Here is a 17146-nt window from a genome sequence, read left to right on the forward strand (position 1 = left end):
GTCGGTCAGAGGGGCAGGACGAAGCCGTTGATGAGGCCTTGGAGCTGGTAGACCAGGGCGGTCCAGATGCCGGTGGCCATGGCGATGCCGACGGCGATGAGGACGGCGCCGCCGGCGAGGTTGATGGTCCGGATGTGGCGTTTGACGAACGCCACAGATCCGGTCACCCAGGACAGGCCCAGGGCGACCAGCACGAAGGGCAACCCGAGACCTAAGCAGTACGCCAACCCGAGGAGGGCCCCGCGTCCTGCGGAGCCACTGCTGAGGCTGAGAGCCGAGATCGCGGCAAGGGTCGGCCCGAAACACGGGGTCCATCCCAAGCCGAAGACGACTCCGAGAAGCGGTGCGCCGGCAAGGCCGGTTACTGGCCGCCACCGCGGAGTCAAGGAGCGTTGCAGGAAGCTGACCTGTCCGATGAACACCAGCCCCATCAGGATCACGACGATTCCGAGGATGCGGGTGACGAGGCCCTGCCACTGGATCAGCCACACACTCAGCGCCCCAAACAGGGCCCCGTAGGCGATGAACACTGCAGCGAACCCCGCCACAAACAGGCCCACTCCGATCAGGAGCCGTCTTTTACCTGTCTTCGCGGTGGGGTCGGCGAGCCCCCCGACGTAGCCGAGGTAGCCAGGGACCAGGGGCAGAACGCAGGGGCTCACGAAAGAGACCAGCCCGGCCAGGAGGGCGATCGGGACGGCAAGGAGGAGCTGGCCGTCGAAGACGGTGTCGGCGAGGTTCACGGGGTCTCGTCGAGGACGGTGGTGATGAGGGAGTTGAGGATGGATTTCTCGGCTCGGCCGGTAATCCGGGCGGCTGCCCGGCCCTCTCGGTCGACGACGATCGTGGTGGGAACGGCGTTCGGGGACACCTGGCCGGCGAAGGCCAGCTGCACGGCGCCGTCGTTCGCGTCGATAACGGACGGGTAGGTGATGTCGAACCGCTTGGCAAAAGCAACCGCGGTGTCCGCTTGATCGCGGATGTTCACTCCGATGAAGGAGACGTCTTGGTCCTGGTACTGCTGGTGCAACGCTTCAAGATCGGGTGCTTCGGCTCGGCACGGGGGACAAGCGGCGTACCAGAAATTGACCACCATCACGTCGCCGTCGTAGTCGGCTGAGTCCAGCGGTTCGCCGAGGTCCGTGGTGCTGGTGAAGGAGATCGGTTCACCCCTGTTGGCCGGAGGGATCTCCACCACGGTGCCGTCGCCGCCGATGTAGTTCTTCGCGGACCCGTCCGCGTACTGTTCCGCGACAGAATCGCTCGAGCCGCAACCCGACGTGACGATGGCCACCGTGGCGACCAGCGCGGCGGCGACAAAGGTTCGGATGGTGTGATGTGTCATGAATGTGAGTCCTCCGAAGTAAGGGACGGGGTGGCGGCGCGGGGCCCGGTGAGAGCACGGAGGGCCAGGACTGCCGCGGTGAGAGCTGTGGTGGCGGCGCTGATGAGGAGGATGACGCTCCCGAGGCGCTGATCGGCGTCGGCGGCGGGGTGTCCGCCGGGGTTCATCGTCTTAAACCAGTCGAGCATCACGGTCGACCCCAAAAGAGTCACCGCGGTACCCGCAAGAGCACCCGCGGCGAGGCCGCCGATCAGGGCGATGTCGCCAGCTCTGCGGCCGGTCAGTGCCCGTCGGAGAGCGGACCCCAGCACGGCGCCAGCGACAACGACAGCCGTCAGGACGACGACACGTCCGAGGGGCTCGGTCACCGCCCAGCGCATGCCCGCCGGGATCATGGCCAGCACCACGGTCACCAGCACGACCAGGCCGACCCCGAGCGGGCTGTCGTCGAACAGGCCCAGGGGCCGGCGAAGGAGGAACGTGGCCCACTCTCGGGGGCCTCTCGTCCCGTCTTCTCTGAGTCTGAGGGTCGCTAGAGCAAGATGCCCCGGGCGTCCCTGAGCGATGCAGGCCCCCGCGAGCAGAAGCGCCACGATCGTCAGTACGTAGGAGCTGAGGAGGTACGTGGCGTAGATCGACAGCGGACCACACGTCACCCACAGGACGACGAGCAGGCCCGCTAGGAAGGGCGCACTGCGATGCCACGGCCAGGGCGTCCCGGCCCGGCGTTGCGCACGGGTGGCGAGGAGGTAGGTCGCTGCGGAGAAGATGATGAGGAGGAGCCAGAAGGGATCTGGTTGACCTTGGAACACGGTGACCCAGCTCGGCGGTGCAGGGAAGACCGACCCGGTGAGGGATTCAGCCGCGGTCACTGGACCCGTCTCGTAGATCTCTTGCTCAGCGCCAGGAGGCGCGGTGCGGGCGAGGACGCCGGCAAGACCGGACGCGACACCCATGAACGTGACCTCCACGGCAGCTAGAGCCCAGAAGAGACGCGTTCGGCCGGTGTGGATGTGCGGCAGCAGCCACGTGCGGAAGAGGGCAGCGAGGATGCCGGCGAGGACCAATACAACGACCTTGCCGAGGACGATGAGGCCGTAGGAGGTGGTGGTGAGCGTTGCGGGGTCGGTGATGCGGATGGTGGCACTGACGAGGCCCGAGAGTGCCACGGCGACGAAGGCCGCGAACGCGATTGCCGAGTAGCGGCGGAGGACGACGGGGAACAGGTGGCCGGGGAGGGTTCGTCTGAGCCAGACGAGGGCGACGAGGCCGCCGACCCAGGTGGATGCGAATAGGACGTGCATCAGGATCGACACAACCGCGAGGTTGTGGGACGCCGAACCCGCTGCATGCCCTTGCTGGGCCAGAGGTATCAGGGCCAAGGCGCTCACCCCCGCGAGGGCTGCTGCGTGTCCGGGGGATTGGGTGAGTGACGCCCACACGGTGACGAGGACTGCTGCGGCAATGGTGGTCGTCCACGCCTGGCCGAGCTCGATGCCGGTGCTGTAGAAGGAGAATTGCGACCAGAAAGCGGCAGTTCCTGCTTCGTTAAGGGGAACGCCGCTGATGTTGGCGAACGTGAACACGCTGGCAACGAAGCCCGCGATGGCCCAGACAGCAGCTGAGCTGCGCAGCAGGCGGAACAGGCTTCGCCGTGAGGGCTCGTGAACGGGGACGGCGGCGGCCAGGAGGAACGCAGTACCCAACGCGATCGCGGCCGCACTGTTGCTGATGGTCTTGCTGACCGCATACCCAGACCTGACGATTTCTCCTGGGTCCACGATCAGCACGATTTCGCTTGATTTCACCGCCACCAGCAAAACCGCGACGGTCGCCAGGGCCGCAATCGCGGCCACAACCAGGGTGATTCCTGGTCGGGGATTGCTCGTGATGCGGCGAGCATGAAGTGGCGTGCTCACTCCTCAGTGCCAGCTGTCTCCGGGGCCGCTATCTCGGCCTTCTTCCGGCGGCGGGCTCGAAGGAGGCGGACCACGATCAAGGGAATCAACATCAACGCAGCGAATGTCGTCACCCCAATGATGAGTGGAATGCTGTTGGTCGAGGCGGGCCCAGCGGCCGTCTGAGTCGGATCTGGTGCCGTCGGTTCTGCCGTGGCGGAGGGCGAAGCGGCGGGTGTGCTCGCGGCGGGGGCCGGTGTCGTAGGGGCAGCTGCGGCGACGGGGCCGGCGTAGGTAAAGGTGTAGGTGCCGGAGATGGTGTGTCCGTCACTCGACACGCTCTGCCACGTCACGGTGTGGAGACCTGCCTCGGTGACCTCGACGGGAACAGAGAGGGTTGTTCCTTCCGCCACGGGGGCGCCTGTGGTGATGGAAGTCCCGGCGGGGTCGGTGACGTTCAACGCGATGGCGTTCGCGAACTCAGCCAACGGTGTTTCCGAGAATGTCAGGGTCACCGAGGACAGTTCGGTCGTCACGGTCTCATCAGCCGCGGGAACTGCTTGGGCGAGTGCGTCATGGGCGGCAGCGGGCCGAGCGTCCAGGACGGCGAGGCCAGCAGCGAGGCCAGCAGCGAGGGCGAGCATGACGAACAGTGCCGTCACGAGGTTTCGAAGAGGGGGGAAGGTCATGGGCTTTCTCAGTTCTCGGGGCAGGTGAAGGTGCCGAAGGCGCCGTCGTGGTCGCCGGGGCCGAGCTCGGCGCAGACACCGGTCTGGCCGGCAAAGACGGCTTGGAAGTAGATGACCCCAGCGACGAACGCCGCAGTCGTGGCCAGGCCAACGATCATCCCGACCAAAGCGACCGTGTTCTTTTCACCTGCTCGACGCGAGCGGATGAACGCGACAAGGCTGACGACGAAACCGACCGGGCCTGCGATGCAGGCCAGCAGCAGCCCGAGGACGGCCAGCGTGCGGAGGTTCGGCGGGGGAGCAGCGACGGGTTGCGCTTTCCGGGCGCGCCCGCGGTTCCTAGCCACCGGCGACTGCGCTTTCCACTGCCTTGTCGAGGTCGTCGACGGCGGTGAGTTCGATCATCTGACCGTCGACAAAGAACGTCGGGGTGCCGGTGACTCCGAGCGCGGTGCCCTCCGCCCGGTCGGCGACCACACGCTCCAGGGTCGCCGGGTCGGCCACCGCCTCGTCGAACGCCGCCATGTCGAGCCCAAGGTCCTCAGCGAACGTACGGAACAGGGCTGCTTCTGATTCCTGCTTCTCGCCCCATTCGGCCTGGGTCTCGTACATGCGGCCGTACATCGCCTCGAGCTGGCCCTGCTCGGCAGCGGCCTCGACGGCAACGGCCGCGTTCTCAGAGTTCCGGTGCGACGGGATCGGGAAGTAGCGGACCGCGACGTTGATCTGCCCGGCGTACTTCTCCCGGACCTGCTCCACGTACGGGTACATGGCCGCGCACGACTCGCACTCGAAGTCCAGGAACTCCACGACGGTGACGGCATCACCCTCCACCTGGTCGAGGTAGCGGGTGTCATCACGAACGACCTCCGCATTGGCCGGTGCGATCGTGGGGTCGGCCGCGAGGGGTTGCGCGGTGTCGGTGCGGGTGCTGTTAAAGATGATGACCGTGACAACGACAGCGGCTGTGACGATGAGCGCGATGACGGCGACGATGAACTGGTTTTTGACCATGGTCAGACTCCCTTGGTTCTGAGGTAGGCGATGGGGTCGGTGGCGGCTCCGCTCTGGCGGAGCTCGAAGTGGAGGTGGCAACCCGTCGACAGGCCGGCATTGCCGACCTGGGCGATCTGCTGACCGACGGTGACCTGCTGGCCGACACGGACTTGAACGCCAGAGGAATACATGTGGCCGTAGTTGGTCGACACCCCGCCGGCAGATGTGACGGTGATGAGGTTCCCGAATCCGCCGTAGGCGCCGGCATAGGTGACGGTGCCCGAGGTGGCGGCGTAGATCGCGTTTCCGCAGGAGGCCCCGAAGTCAGCCCCAGCGTGCAGTTTCGGGTAGCCCAGGACCGGGTGGATGCGCATGCCGTAGGCCTGATAGCTCGAGTACGCCGTGATCGGCATCGTCCATCCCGAAGGCGACACGGCAGAGGATGTGGGGGCTGCAGGCGCAGGTGTCGCCGCTGATGCTGCGCGGGCGGCGGCGACGCGAGCTGCCGCCTCGGCGGCCGCCTTGGCTCGCGCGGCTTCGGCCGCTGCGTACCCTTGTTCGGCGGTGGCAGTCTCTTGCTTCAACACGGCCAACTGAGCCTCGAGCTCGATGCTCCGTGTCTCTTGTTCCGCGACGGCGGCTTGCGCGGTGGTCGCCGCGGCAAGCGCGTCGTCGCGGGCTGTCTGCGCGAGACCCTGGAGTCGGTCCCGTTCGGTCGTTGCGACTTGAGCTTGATCGCGAAGGCTGCTGACGGTGTTCGCTTTCGCGGTCGCGTTTTCTAGCATCCGGTTCGAGGTTTTCGTCAGCTGCGAGGCCGTTCCGAGCCGGGAAAGCAGGTCATCGGCGTCGCCGCCGGCGACGGCGATGTTCATCGACACATCGGTCCCGCCGGCACGGCTCAGCGACGCAGCCCACTGGCTGATCTGCCGTTCTGCATTGTCGGCGTCCTGCTCGGCGCGGGCAACGTCGTCAGAAAGGGAACGAAGGGCTTCCGTTGCAGCGTCAGCGGCATCCTGAGCCTCTTGAAGCTCAAGGCCACGCTGATCGGCTGCAGTGGTCAGCGTCTCGGCTTGTTGCCGGAGGCCATCCAGTAGGCCGGTCAATTCGGTGATCTTGTCGGCGGTCGCCGCCTCGTTTGAGCGGGCGGCGATGACGTCATCCCAGGTTGGATAGGCCGCAGCGCGAGAAGGGGTGGCGGTAAGAAAGGTGGCGGCGAGAACGGCTACAAGGGCCGGCGCAGTCACCCTGACGATGCGAAGCATGTAAGGGGTGTCCTCGGTCTCGAAGGAGCACGCCGAACGCCTGATGACTGATCGTCATCGTCCGCCGACGCGCAGGTCGCGATCGGGGAGTGTCTAGATTCGGGAGATGCCCAGCACGGTAAGGCTCACGATCGCCGGGCGTCGCGCATCCGGGACGGAGGGCACTGTTGAGTCGGGGCCGGCGAGTGGATCGAGCGTTCGGGCGGCTGCGCCCCGCATCCGCACCAGGGCAACAGCGAGAGTCACCACGCAGAGGAGGGCCAGGAGGGTACAGGCCAGAACTCCACCGCTGTCAGTGAGCCCGGTCATGGCCTCGTCGCCGACTGACAGTGGAGGGAGGGAAGAGTCTCGAGGGGCCGGGTCGTCGACCGACACGGCCTGCGTCACGCTCGACGCGGCTTGCACCCCGCCGGAGAAGGCGTTGTCGCCGAGGGTGTGGATGCCCAGAACTGCTGCGAGGGTCGCGGCTGTGATGGACAGCAACAGTGCCCAGACCCCGACGGACCACCGTGAACGGGAGGCGCCGGACGTAGTTCTGAACATCACGCCTCCTTCCAGGGCTAGGTCTGATCAAAGGCTAATCAACAACAGGGGTACGTCGCTGCAGAACTGCCCCAAGACTCTAGACATCGAGGCAACGTCGTGTGACCATCTTCGCATGCACGAAGATACGCATCAAGAGGAGCTTCACCCGGATGACGCGTTCGTGGAACTCGCCGTCGAAGTGTTCTCCATGCTTGCCGACGCAACCCGTGTCCGGATGATCCTTGCTCTCCGCGACGAAGAGCTATCGGTGAACCACTTGGCCGACATCGTCGACAAGTCGCCGACGGCTGTATCTCAGCACCTCGCCAAGCTCCGGATGGCCCGGATGGTCTCGACGCGTCAGGCCGGCAACCGTGTCTTCTACAGGCTCGTCAACGATCACGCCAGCAAGCTCGTGCAAGACGCCATCTTCCAAGCCGAGCACTCCGTCGGCGCCGCTTACCGTCACCACCACGAAGGACACTGACATGGGCGCAGGCCACGATCACGCGGCACCCGGCGGCACCGACCACCGCCGCCGCCTCGCCATCGCTTTCGGGATCACCACCTCGATCCTGATCGTCGAAGTCATCGGCTCGATCATCACGGGAAGCCTGTCGCTCCTGGTCGACGCAGCCCACATGCTCACCGATGCCGGCGGCCTCTTCATGGCGCTTCTCGCAGCCACCCTCATGAAGCGAGCCGCAACGTCCAAAAGAACATGGGGCTTTCAGCGAGCGGAAGTCCTCGCCGCTACGGCCCAAGCCACGGTGCTCCTTGCAGTCGGCCTCTTCGCTCTCGTTGAAGGCGTCCGGCGCCTGTTCGAGCCTCCTGCTGTGCCCTCTTCTGAGCTGCTGATCTTCGGCATCATCGGACTTGTGGGGAACATCGTGTCCATCACTGTTCTCACTGCCGGCCGCTCGGCCAACATGAACATGCGGGCAGCGTTCCTCGAGGTCGTCAACGACGCCCTCGGCTCAGTGGCCGTTATCGCCAGCGCCCTGATCATCATGACCACCGGATGGGGCCAAGCCGACGCACTCGCCGGAATGCTCATCGCCGTGCTCATCATTCCCCGCACCATCAAGCTGCTCCGCGAGACAACGGGGGTGCTGATGGAATCGACCCCCATCGGCCTTGACCTCGACGACGTTCGGGCTCACATGCTCGAGCTGCCACACGTCACCGAGGTCCACGACCTGCACGCTTCGCTCGTGGCAACGGGGCTGCCGATCCTGAGTGCGCACGTCACCGTCGAGGATTCCTGCTTCCAAGACGGGCACGCACCTCAGATCCTCGACGACCTCCAGAAGTGCGTCGCTGAACACTTCTCGATCAAGGTCGAGCACTCGACCTTCCAGATCGAGCCCGCCCAGCACGCTCAGCACGAGCACCACACCCACGTCTGAGCTTCCCCAGGGTCAGCAGCAATCGCAGGCCTCGACCTGGCGCTCGCCCGTCAGGGCCGACACGGGTGTCTTGCACGCGTCACCGCGCCAAGCCTCGAGGCCCTCCCGGACGGCGAACACGACGATGACGAGTCCCGCCACTGGATCAGCCCAGGTCCAGCCGAACGCGAGGTTGAGCACGAGGCCGACGAGGACCGCCGCCGACAGGTACGAGCAGATCAGGGTCTGCTTCGAGTCGGCCACGGCGGACGCCGAGCCAAGCTCAGTGCCGGTGCGGCGCTCGACCAGGCTGAGGAACGGCATGATCGCGAGACTGACCGCGGCGAGCACGATGCCGACGGGGGAGTGGTCGGGCTCGCGGATGCCGGTGAGGGCCAGCACCGCGTCGACGGACACGTACGCGGCGAGGCCGAAGAACGACACGGCGATGACGCGCAGCGCGACCCGTTCCCGCTTCTCCGGGTCGGGGGCGGTGAATTGCCACGCGATCGCGGCGGCCGAGAGCACCTCCACGATCGAGTCGAGGCCGAACCCGATCAGGGCCGTCGAGGAGGCGACGGTGCCGGCGGCGATCGCGACGATCGCCTCGATCACGTTGTACGTGATCGTGATGGCGACGATGATCCGAATGCGGCGCTGCAGTAGGAGCCGGCGGGCCGGGGCGAGCAGGGCAGGAAGCGCGGCCGTGGTCATGCGCCGGTTCCGCAGCAGAGGGGGACGTCGCAGCTGTCGTCGGTGCAGGGCTCTCCGTCGTCGACAGCGAGCACAACGTCTACGAGCGCGGTGAGTGCTTTGGTGAGGTGAGCGTCAGCGATCTCGTAGCGGGTCGACCGGCCCTCGGGGACGGCAACGACGATGCCGCAACCGCGGAGGCACGACAGGTGGTTCGACACGTTGGACCGTGTGAGATCGAGCTGCTCTGCCAGAGCGCCGGGGTAGCCGGGCTGGTTAAGGAGGTGCAGCAGGATGCGCGATCGCGTCGGATCGGCCATGGCCCGCCCGAGGCGGTTCATGACGTCGACACGCGAAGAAAGAGTCAGCATGCACTGACTATACAGTCACTGCTGACGCGATGGTTTGGCCACTCATCGTTTGCCAGGCAGTGGGTCTCGGTGCGCTAACTACCAGCCGTGCGCGCGAATGAAGAGATGGCAGCGCGAAGCTGATCAGAAGAGGGAGAACCAGCAAGCCCGTCGGGCGTGAGGTAGACCCGGCACGCTAAGCCGGGTGGGGCATCCGGGACAGGGAAAAGTGGCGTGCCGTCGATGAGTACTGTCGGTGATCCGCGGAAGTCTGACGCTTCTGCGTCCGCCTGTGTCTCGATGACCTGCCGGATCACGGTCAAGTCCTCCCGTTCGGACTCGATGGCGGCGAGCCGTTCGGCTGTGGTTTCCCAGTTCGGGCACCCATCGAAAAACTGCAAGGTGATCTGCATTCCTAGACGATAAACGCAGATCGAATATCCGGGACCTATGTCACCGACGTGCTCGTTCCTGCGGGGGTGGATGACGTCGGCTTGGCACGAGGCGAGGGATGAGTCGGACGAAGATCACCATGCCGATGAGTTCGACGAGTGTCTGCGTCACGACAACCACCGGAGCAAGCGATAGTGACGCCGGCAGGGCCAGTGCGAGCGGCAAGACCACGAGCGAGTTCCTGGTCGCACCGCTGAACACGAGGGCTCGGGTGGCTGGCACGTCGAGTCGGAAGATGCGGCCGGCGCCGATGCCGAGGCCTGCCATGACGACGAGGAACCCGGCGTAGATCGGCACCAGCACGAGCAGCTGCCCCAGGGAGTCTCCGACAGCTCCGGCTTGCGAGGCCACGACGGTGAACAGGGTCGCCATCATCAGCGGCACCATCAGGCCCAGCATCGTCCGCTCGATGACGACCCCGGATCGGTGTCGCCGGGCGAGTGCCTGCACGAGTGCGGCCGCGGTGAGCGGGACGACGATCAAGAGGAGGAACGCGCGGGCGAAGGGGCCGATCTCGACCGCGGCGACGCCCTGGGGGCCGATGAACAACAGCAGGTACAACGGCAGGAGCAGGATCTGCGCCAGCATCAGCAGCGGTGCAGCGGCGAGGAGTCGTTCTGACGCGCCGCCGGCAAGGCCGGCGAACACGATCACGTAATCGATGCATGGGGTCAGCAGCACCAGCAGCACCCCGAACAGCAGTGCCGGCTCGTGCGCGACGAACCGGGACAGCCCGTACGCGACGAGGGGGACGACGACGAAGTTCAGCACCCCTACCGCGGCGAGGAACCGTCCGTCGCGGAGGGACTTCCCGATCGCGGCGAACGGGACCCCGAGGAACGTCGCGAACAGCAGCAGCGCGAGCACGGGCTCGATCGCTCCTTCTAGGTGGTGTGCTCCCGGCACGGTGAGGCCGACGACGCCGGCAGCCAGGATCGCCACCAGGTAGAGGCCGATCTGCCGGTGTTCGAGCCAGGAGACGATGGCGTTCACAGCTGGACTGGTGTGGAGGAGGAAGGCACGTCAGTGACCGTAGAGGTTCGAGCCGCTCGAAGGCCAAGCGGCGCCAGCAGCTCTAGGGTCGCGGTGTGCGAATCTCCGAGGTCAGCAAGCGCAGCGGCGTCCCCGCCACGGCGCTCCGCTACTACGAGTCCATCGGGCTTTTGACCCCTGCCAGGGCCCACAACGGGTACCGCGACTACAGCCCGGACGTTCTCAGTCGGCTCGACCTGATCGAAGCCAGCAAAGAACTCGGCCTGCCCCTCGACCAGATCGGCGCGCACCTCAACACCATGGAATCGACGTCCTGCACCGACGTCCGAGAAGCGCTGCGCCCACTTCTGGCTGAGCAGGTGCGTCAGATCGAGGAGAAGCAGGCCCGGCTCGACCGGCTCCGGTCGCGCCTTGCTCGTGCCGAGCACGACCTGGCCGAGTGTCCCGACCGGGAGGCGCGTTGCTCAACTGAGTGCGTTCTCCGCGGTATGAGGTGATCGGGGACTCACGCAGTCGCGTGTAGTCCCAGGCGAACGCGGCGACGGCCGGTCAGTGACTGGCAGCTGTCAATCGCGAGAGGAGGTGGAGCTTAGGAGGCCTGCAAGGGAATCGAGCGCGCCAGGATTCAAAGAGAAATATGCCCGTGTGCCACGCTTCTCACGGTGGAGCGTGCCCGCATCGACAAAAACCTTGAGATGGTGCGAGACGGTGGGTTGGGAAGGTCCGAGTGGATCCATCAAGTCGCACACGCACGCCTCCGCGCCGGGTTGAGATGCCACCATCGAGAGCAGTCTGAGCGGCGCCGGGTCAGCGACAGCTTTGAGGGCCTGGACGACTGATGCGGTCCGTCCGCTCCGAGGGGCCGTGGATGCTCGAATCGCCTCGGAGCCCCTCACTTGCTAGGAGTTGCTCTGGTCCAGCTGTCGGCATCCGAGGAATTTTCAGGCTGCGTGATAAGTTAGATCACACGAACGGTCAAGAGGCCACGGGGACAACGCCAGGTTTGCTGTCAAACCCTTCTGGACATCCAGTTGAGGTGCCCCGGGCTCCTTGGCCGTTCGTCGTCTTACAGACCTCCAGCGGGCCACCAGGGGTAGCTCTGCAGGGTCACCTGCTGTGTCATGGTCTTGAAGCCGTAGCCCGCGCTCGAGCCCGACGAGGATCGTCGGATCTGCGGTCTGATGGACAGCAAGTGCTGCGCCTCGTAGCCGCCGAATCGGTCCACGTTCATGGCGGCACTGAGCATGCCGGCGTACTGGTCGGCCGCTTGCATCCCGGAGTTCGTCGACATCGCGAGGAACCTCGGAGTCCCCTCCAGGAGCGACCACCGGGCCGGGCCCTGGCCTTGCTCCTTCTTGATGCGGAAGTAGTCGAGTGTCTTGTCGTGATCGAAACCTCGGACGTGACCGAACGAGACGCGAACATCCCGAGTCTGGCCGGGCCAATACTGGCCAGTGAGCAGCAGTCGCTCCATCATCAGCCCTGCCGTGTAGTTGTAGAACGTCGACTGATCCGAGCGCATGCCGGCCGTGTGGGGGATGGCGGCCTTCTCGAAGATGACGTAGTTGACGATGAGCCCTGGGATGCTGCTCAGCTCACGCGTGACGAACTGGCGGCGATCGAAGGTCTTGACGTGATCTTTCCAGTGGAGGGGCTTGGCCTTCTCGACCCCGAAGCGGGCTTTGATCCCGATGATGGCCGCTGACAGGGCTGCGTAGTCCTCCTCGGCTACGACCACGCCGGCCATGCTGAAGAACCGTGATGCGTTCGGTCCGGTGCCACGGTCACCTGTCTCGTCGACGAACGCGAGCGCCTTCTTGCGCGGTGTCGCCGGCGCTGTCCTAGGCGTGAATGAGTGCGGCATCGATCTCCCCGGTCGGTCGTAGAACCAACCCCCGGGGCAGCTCCAAGCAGATCGATTTTACTTGAAGGGTTGTCACTTGCGTGGCGGACGTCCCTCGTGTCGGCGTCTCAGTCAAGGTGTGCCACGAGTTCACGCAGGTCTCCGCAGTCGAGCCGCGCATGGCATGGCCATGAACAGGAGCAAGCACGAGGCGGGAGTTGCGTTGACACACGACGGGACCTTCAGCGCGGGCAGGCCCGAACTCGACGCCAACACGGTCGCCCGCGGGCGACGCGTTCAGCAGGCCTCAGAGCGACGCAGTACCTGGCCGGGGGAAAATGGCGAGGTGCTCGGGGGAAACTCAGCCTGCCGCTTCGCGAGCAAGCCCGAGTTCAGAGGGATCGCGAGGTTGTGCAAACAACCCGCCACGAGAAAGCCCCGCGAACCCAGCCTCACTGGGTTCCGGGGCTTTTCTCGTCTCGCGTGCTCCGGAGGGATCCGAGACGCAGTCTCGGGTCAGCTCACCGCGTCCGTCAGCGCGTCGAACTCGGCGTCGGTGAGCTCGATGGTCGCGCCGGCGAGGTTGTCCTCGAGGTGGGCGATGCTCGACGTGCCGGGGATCGGCAGCATCGCGGGCGAGCGCTTGAGGAGCCAGGCGAGGGCCAGCTGCGCCGGGGTGGCCTCGTGCTGCTCGGCGAGCTTCGTGAGCGGGCTGTCCGAACCGGTGAGGCCGCCGGTGGCGAGCGGGAACCAGGGGATGAAGGCCAGGCCGTTCTCGGTCGCCCAGTCGAGCAGCGGCTCGGCGGAGCGGTCGGTCAGGTTGAAGAGGTTCTGCACGGAGACGATCGGGGCGACCGCCTGTGCCGCCTTCACCTCGTCGATGCTGACCTCGCTGAGGCCGATGTGGCGGATCTTGCCCTCGTCGCGCAGTGCGCCCAGCTCGCCGATCTGGTCCTCGAGGGGGACGTTCGGGTCGATGCGGTGCAGCTGGAGGAGGTCGATGCGCTCCACGTGGAGGTGGCGGAGGTTCATCTCGACCTGCTGACGGAGGTAGGCCGGGACGCCGAGGGGAGTCCACTGGTCGGGGCCCTGGCGGGTGTTGCCGACCTTGGTGGCGATGACGATGTCGTCGGCGTAGGGGTGGAGGGCCTCGCGGAGGAGGCCGTCGGTGACGGCAGGACCGTAGGCGTCGGCGCTGTCGAAGAACGTCACGCCGAGCTCGACGGCGCGGCGGATGACGCGGACGGCTTCGTCGCGGTCGCTCGGCTCGCCCCAGACCCCGGGGCCGGTGAGCTGCATGGTGCCGTAGCCGAGGCGGGTGGTGGGCAGGTCCCCACCGATGCTGAAGGTGCCGGAGGCGGTGGCGGGACGGTTCGTGGTGGTGTCGGTCATGGACGCAGTCTGCTCCTCGACGTTCTTCCCGGGATCAGACGGGGAAGCTACGCCGAGCCAGTGAACAGGTCGGTGAAGGTCGCAAGCAGGACGACGACCGACCCAGCGACGAAGAAGAGGCCGACCACGAGCAGCATGCCCGGCTGGCTCTCCGAGCCGAGGTGGAGGCCGAGCCGCTTGCGTTCACGCTGCATCTGCCGCGCCACCGGGTGACGGAACAGCACGAGGCCGAGTCCCACCACCATGAAGAGGACGGCGCCCACCGCGGCCGCTGTCGCCTCCACCGTCACCGGTCCCTCCTCCGGACAGGAGCCGCCAGGCGCGTCCGACTGCACAGAGGGGACGAGAGGGGAGCTGTCCAGATCACCCGTCCATCCAACGCCACTGTGCCGAGTCGGCGCCCCGGCGCCCGCCGCCCCGCCGAGCGGCCGGGCCCTCGGCGACGCCCGGCACGGCCCCGCACCCTCACCGGCCCGCACCGCTCACCGGTACGAGTAGAAGCCCTCGCCCGACTCGACCCCGAGCTTGCCCTGGTCGAGGTAGTTGGTCTTGAGGTGGTCCGCCCAGAGCTGGGCCCCCTCCTCGTCGCTGGCCGCCGAGATCGCGTAGGCGGTCCGCAGGCCGACGACGTCGAAGATCTGGAACGGCCCCATCGGGGCACCCGTGCCGATGCGCCAGGTGGCGTCGATCGTCTCCGGGTCCGCGACGCCGCGCAGGACGAGCTCGGACGCGGCGCCGAGGAACGGCACGAGCAGCGAGTTGAGCACGTAGCCGGGCTGCTCCTTGTGGAGGGGGATCGGCACCATCCCGATCTCGCCCGCGAAGGCCACGACCTGGTCGAAGACGGCAGGGTCGGTCCGCGGGCTGCCCATGATCTCGGCCGTGTTCTGCCGCCAGATGTGGTTGGCGAAGTGCAACGCGAGGAACTTCTCGGGGCGGCCCGTCGCGTCGGCCAGCTGGCTCGGCAGCAGGGTCGACGAGTTCGTCGCGAAGATCGTGCGCTCGGGCGCCGCGGCGGCGAGCCGCGCGTAGACGCCCTGCTTGAGCTCGAGCGCCTCCGGCACGGCCTCGACCACGAGGTCGGCGTCGGCGACCGCCTCGGCGAGGTCGGTGGTGAAGGCGATCCCGGCCACCGCCTCCTCGGCTGCCTGCCGGTGCTCGTCGCCGAGGTCGCCGACGTACTGCTCGACGATCGACCGGAGACGCGCCTGGGCGGCCGTGACGGCGTCGTCGTCGACGTCCCAGGCGCGGACCGCGACGCCGTGGCTCGCGATCTGGAAGGCGATCTGGGCGCCGAGGACGCCGGCGCCGACGACGGTGACGTGGCTGAAGGTGGTCATGGGGTTCCTGTCTCTCGAGGGGGCGCGCGTCGTGGCGCCCTGCCTCATCGAGGTGTACTCCTCCGCGACCGGACGGGAGCTGTCGGTAGACAGCCGCCGACGATCAGCTGTCGAGGTCCCAGATCTGCTCGACGTAGTCCTGCGACCAGCCGGCGCGGAGGCGCGTCACGGCCCGGTCGTACGAGGCCGGCAGGTCCATCTCGGGCCGCACCATCGACTGCATCTGGAGCCCCTCGTAGAGGGCGATGAGCTGCTCGGCCCCGCGGACCGGGTCCATCGTCTCCGGCTCGCGCCCGACCTCGACGTCGACGGTGAGGCCGCCGAGGATCAGGGCGTGGAACTTGCGCCACTCGTGCTGCAGGGTCGGCGCCATGGGGTGCCCCGGCGTCGCGGCGACGTTCAGGAGCGAGGTGAGGAGGCGCATCAGCGACGGGTCGTGGACGTTGCGCTCCACGATCCCGCGGAGGAACCGCACGGTGCCGTGCGCGTGCATGAGGGGGATGACCGGCCGCATGCGCTCGGCGTTCCACCGGTCGACGGCGGCCATGACGAGGCCGTTCCAGCTCGGGAAGAGCCCGCGCACCGTCTCGACGGGCACGTCGGCCAGCTCGGAGACCACGTCGACGTCGGTCTCGTGGAACGCCCGGCTGCGGAACGCGACGATCACCGCCTCGACGACGCGGACCCGCAGCTCGGTGTCCTCGTCGAGGGGGGAGGCAGGGCGGGGGAGCGAGGGCACGTCGGTCACTGATCCACCTCACCAGGTGGTGGCGTCCGCGGCCAGACCCCGTTCTGGTGGCGCGGAGCGCGGTGTCGGCCCGTGGTCGTAGGGTGCGGCCGTGCAGACGAACGCGCAGAGCGCAGCCCCGGAACGCGTCCCCGAGGAGGCGGTGGCCGACCTCCGGGAACGCCTCGCCCGCCGACGACGCGTCGATCTGCCCGCGGGGCTCGAGCCGCGGCACGGCGTGGACGCCGCGTGGCTCGAGCGGCTGCTCGCGCGCTGGGCCGACGGATACGACTGGCGGGTGCACGAGCAGCGGGTCCTCGACCTGCCGTGGGAGGTGGTCGACGGCCCGACGCCGCTCCGCGTCGTGCACCGCCGCGGTGCGCCCGACGCCCCGGTGGTCGTGCTGCTGCACGGCTGGCCCGACTCGGTGCTGCGCTTCGAGAAGGTCCTGCCGCTGCTCGGCGACGCGACGGTCGTGGTGCCGGCCCTGCCCGGGTACCCGTTCAGCGCCTCCTCGGCTGCCGGGGGCATGTCGGGCGTCGACATGGCCGACGTGGTCGCGGCCGCGATGCAGCAGCTGGGGCACGACCGGTACGTGGTCAGCGGCGGCGACATCGGGGCCGGCGTCGCCGAGGCGCTGCTGCGCCGGCACGGCTACGCGGTCTCGGCCGTGCACCTGACCGACGTGCCGCAGGGGCACCTCGCCGCCGAGCTGCCCGACGACCTCACCGACGAGGAGCGCGCCTACGCCGACCGCCGCGAGCAGTGGCAGGCGACCGAGGGCGGCTACGCCCACGAGCACGCGACCAAGCCGGGCACGCTCGCCGTCGCTCTCGGAGACTCCCCGGCGGGGTTGCTCGCGTGGATCGGCGAGAAGCTCTGGTCGTGGAGCGACCGCTCGGTCGAGGGCGGCATGGAGGCGGTCTTCAGCGACGACGACGTGCTCACGTGGGTCTCTGCCTACTGGTTCACGGGCACGATCGGCACGTCGTTCGGCGCCTACGCGCTGCGCGAGCCCTCCACCAACGAGCGGGTCGAGGCGCCGGTGCCGGCCGTGCTGTCGATCTTCCCCGGCGACCTGGCGAACGCCCCGCGGTCGTTCGCCGAGCGGCTCTTCGACGTGCGCGCGTTCCACGAGCACTCGGCGGGCGGGCACTTCGCCGCGTGGGAGCGGCCGGAGCAGTTCGCCGCCGACCTGCGCGAGGCGATCGCGCTCGGCTCGGCGGGGGCCTAGCCCGAGCCGGCCGTTGCC

General features: G+C 67.4%; 21 protein-coding genes. 4 read left to right on the forward strand and 17 right to left on the reverse strand.

What is annotated here, in order from left to right; genetic code table 11:
• Window positions 1-5: 5 nt before the first annotated feature.
• From EDF20_RS14400 to EDF20_RS14430, 7 genes are read right to left on the reverse strand one after another with little or no spacing between them, the layout of a single operon-like run.
• Window positions 6-743, reverse strand: coding sequence for a cytochrome c biogenesis protein CcdA (locus tag EDF20_RS14400; RefSeq protein WP_133739146.1), 738 nt, complete (start codon window positions 741-743; stop codon window positions 6-8).
• Window positions 740-1345, reverse strand: coding sequence for a TlpA disulfide reductase family protein (locus EDF20_RS14405; protein WP_133739147.1), 606 nt, complete (start codon window positions 1343-1345; stop codon window positions 740-742). The genes EDF20_RS14400 and EDF20_RS14405 overlap by 4 nt, the downstream gene beginning before the upstream one ends.
• Window positions 1342-3201 (reverse strand): cytochrome c oxidase assembly protein, encoded by a 1860-nt coding sequence (locus EDF20_RS14410; protein WP_133739148.1) that lies wholly within the window; start codon window positions 3199-3201, stop codon window positions 1342-1344. The genes EDF20_RS14405 and EDF20_RS14410 overlap by 4 nt, the downstream gene beginning before the upstream one ends.
• 59 nt (window positions 3202-3260) lie before the next feature.
• On the reverse strand, window positions 3261-3932 hold the full coding sequence (locus EDF20_RS14415) for a copper resistance CopC family protein (protein WP_133739149.1): 672 nt from the start codon (window positions 3930-3932) through the stop codon (window positions 3261-3263).
• 8 nt (window positions 3933-3940) lie between these two features.
• On the reverse strand, window positions 3941-4279 hold the full coding sequence (locus tag EDF20_RS14420) for a hypothetical protein (RefSeq protein WP_123571445.1): 339 nt from the start codon (window positions 4277-4279) through the stop codon (window positions 3941-3943).
• A complete protein-coding gene (locus tag EDF20_RS14425) occupies window positions 4272-4946 on the reverse strand; it encodes a thioredoxin domain-containing protein (protein ID WP_123571444.1) in 675 nt (224 codons plus the stop codon). Before EDF20_RS14425 ends, EDF20_RS14420 begins: the two co-directional genes overlap by 8 nt.
• A gap of 2 nt (window positions 4947-4948) precedes the next feature.
• A complete protein-coding gene (locus tag EDF20_RS14430; RefSeq protein ID WP_133739150.1) occupies window positions 4949-6190 on the reverse strand; it encodes a M23 family metallopeptidase in 1242 nt (413 codons plus the stop codon).
• 658 nt (window positions 6191-6848) lie between these two features.
• Between EDF20_RS14430 and EDF20_RS14435 the strand changes: the two genes are divergently transcribed.
• Entirely contained in the window at window positions 6849-7202 is a 354-nt protein-coding gene (locus EDF20_RS14435; protein WP_191330333.1) for a metalloregulator ArsR/SmtB family transcription factor, read from the forward strand.
• 1 nt (window position 7203) lies between these two features.
• A complete protein-coding gene (locus EDF20_RS14440; RefSeq protein WP_056260032.1) occupies window positions 7204-8124 on the forward strand; it encodes a cation diffusion facilitator family transporter in 921 nt (306 codons plus the stop codon).
• A 12-nt stretch (window positions 8125-8136) separates the two neighbouring features.
• Here the strand turns inward: EDF20_RS14440 and EDF20_RS14445 are convergent, their stop codons facing one another.
• The 4 genes from EDF20_RS14445 to EDF20_RS14460 form a co-directional block, all read right to left on the reverse strand.
• Window positions 8137-8817, reverse strand: coding sequence for a cation transporter (locus EDF20_RS14445; protein WP_056260030.1), 681 nt, complete (start codon window positions 8815-8817; stop codon window positions 8137-8139).
• Window positions 8814-9167 (reverse strand): metalloregulator ArsR/SmtB family transcription factor, encoded by a 354-nt coding sequence (locus tag EDF20_RS14450; protein ID WP_056260029.1) that lies wholly within the window; start codon window positions 9165-9167, stop codon window positions 8814-8816. The genes EDF20_RS14445 and EDF20_RS14450 overlap by 4 nt, the downstream gene beginning before the upstream one ends.
• Before the next feature lie 74 nt (window positions 9168-9241).
• Complete coding sequence (locus EDF20_RS14455) at window positions 9242-9559, reverse strand: thioredoxin family protein (RefSeq protein WP_082486590.1); 318 nt, start codon at window positions 9557-9559, stop codon at window positions 9242-9244.
• A gap of 40 nt (window positions 9560-9599) precedes the next feature.
• Window positions 9600-10592 carry a bile acid:sodium symporter gene (locus EDF20_RS14460; protein WP_133739151.1) on the reverse strand — a complete coding sequence of 331 codons (993 nt, stop codon included), beginning with the start codon at window positions 10590-10592 and terminating at the stop codon, window positions 9600-9602.
• Between the two features lie 95 nt (window positions 10593-10687).
• Between EDF20_RS14460 and EDF20_RS14465 the strand changes: the two genes are divergently transcribed.
• Window positions 10688-11089, forward strand: a complete 402-nt coding sequence (locus EDF20_RS14465) for a MerR family transcriptional regulator (RefSeq protein ID WP_056260024.1) — start codon at window positions 10688-10690, stop codon at window positions 11087-11089.
• Window positions 11090-11158: 69 nt separating this feature from the next.
• Here EDF20_RS14465 and EDF20_RS14470 read toward each other — a convergent pair whose 3' ends face one another.
• The 6 genes from EDF20_RS14470 to EDF20_RS14495 all read right to left on the reverse strand — a co-directional run bounded on the left by EDF20_RS14470 (window position 11159) and on the right by EDF20_RS14495 (window position 15915).
• Entirely contained in the window at window positions 11159-11470 is a 312-nt protein-coding gene (locus tag EDF20_RS14470; RefSeq protein ID WP_235491489.1) for a metalloregulator ArsR/SmtB family transcription factor, read from the reverse strand.
• Between the two features lie 188 nt (window positions 11471-11658).
• Window positions 11659-12456: a DUF3800 domain-containing protein gene (locus tag EDF20_RS14475; protein ID WP_133739152.1), complete on the reverse strand. Its 798-nt coding sequence runs from the start codon at window positions 12454-12456 to the stop codon at window positions 11659-11661.
• 495 nt (window positions 12457-12951) lie between these two features.
• A complete protein-coding gene (locus tag EDF20_RS14480) occupies window positions 12952-13827 on the reverse strand; it encodes an aldo/keto reductase (RefSeq protein WP_133739153.1) in 876 nt (291 codons plus the stop codon).
• A 47-nt stretch (window positions 13828-13874) separates the two neighbouring features.
• Window positions 13875-14117: a hypothetical protein gene (locus EDF20_RS14485; protein WP_133739154.1), complete on the reverse strand. Its 243-nt coding sequence runs from the start codon at window positions 14115-14117 to the stop codon at window positions 13875-13877.
• Between the two features lie 192 nt (window positions 14118-14309).
• Window positions 14310-15167 carry a 3-hydroxyacyl-CoA dehydrogenase gene (locus EDF20_RS14490; RefSeq protein WP_133739155.1) on the reverse strand — a complete coding sequence of 286 codons (858 nt, stop codon included), beginning with the start codon at window positions 15165-15167 and terminating at the stop codon, window positions 14310-14312.
• 103 nt (window positions 15168-15270) lie between these two features.
• Window positions 15271-15915, reverse strand: a complete 645-nt coding sequence (locus EDF20_RS14495; protein ID WP_133739156.1) for a TetR/AcrR family transcriptional regulator — start codon at window positions 15913-15915, stop codon at window positions 15271-15273.
• A gap of 91 nt (window positions 15916-16006) precedes the next feature.
• Between EDF20_RS14495 and EDF20_RS14500 the strand changes: the two genes are divergently transcribed.
• On the forward strand, window positions 16007-17128 hold the full coding sequence (locus EDF20_RS14500; RefSeq protein ID WP_133739157.1) for an alpha/beta fold hydrolase: 1122 nt from the start codon (window positions 16007-16009) through the stop codon (window positions 17126-17128).
• Window positions 17129-17146: the final 18 nt, after the last annotated feature.

The sequence above is a fragment of the Frigoribacterium sp. PhB116 genome, from assembly GCF_004364285.1.
In the GTDB taxonomy this organism is placed as follows: domain Bacteria; phylum Actinomycetota; class Actinomycetes; order Actinomycetales; family Microbacteriaceae; genus Frigoribacterium.

Bases quoted from the DNA above. Each gene is read 5' to 3' on its own strand.
- EDF20_RS14415 (WP_133739149.1), bottom strand. From the start codon at position 3,932: ATGACCTTCCCCCCTCTTCGAAACCTCGTGACGGCACTGTTCGTCATG.
- EDF20_RS14425 (WP_123571444.1), bottom strand. From the start codon at position 4,946: ATGGTCAAAAACCAGTTCATCGTCGCCGTCATCGCGCTCATCGTCACA.
- EDF20_RS14450 (WP_056260029.1), bottom strand. From the start codon at position 9,167: ATGCTGACTCTTTCTTCGCGTGTCGACGTCATGAACCGCCTCGGGCGG.
- EDF20_RS14480 (WP_133739153.1), bottom strand. From the start codon at position 13,827: ATGACCGACACCACCACGAACCGTCCCGCCACCGCCTCCGGCACCTTC.
- EDF20_RS14440 (WP_056260032.1), top strand. From the start codon at position 7,204: ATGGGCGCAGGCCACGATCACGCGGCACCCGGCGGCACCGACCACCGC.
- EDF20_RS14445 (WP_056260030.1), bottom strand. From the start codon at position 8,817: ATGACCACGGCCGCGCTTCCTGCCCTGCTCGCCCCGGCCCGCCGGCTC.
- EDF20_RS14435 (WP_191330333.1), top strand. From the start codon at position 6,849: ATGCACGAAGATACGCATCAAGAGGAGCTTCACCCGGATGACGCGTTC.
- EDF20_RS14455 (WP_082486590.1), bottom strand. From the start codon at position 9,559: ATGCAGATCACCTTGCAGTTTTTCGATGGGTGCCCGAACTGGGAAACC.
- EDF20_RS14490 (WP_133739155.1), bottom strand. From the start codon at position 15,167: ATGACCACCTTCAGCCACGTCACCGTCGTCGGCGCCGGCGTCCTCGGC.
- EDF20_RS14405 (WP_133739147.1), bottom strand. From the start codon at position 1,345: ATGACACATCACACCATCCGAACCTTTGTCGCCGCCGCGCTGGTCGCC.
- EDF20_RS14475 (WP_133739152.1), bottom strand. From the start codon at position 12,456: ATGCCGCACTCATTCACGCCTAGGACAGCGCCGGCGACACCGCGCAAG.
- EDF20_RS14430 (WP_133739150.1), bottom strand. From the start codon at position 6,190: ATGCTTCGCATCGTCAGGGTGACTGCGCCGGCCCTTGTAGCCGTTCTC.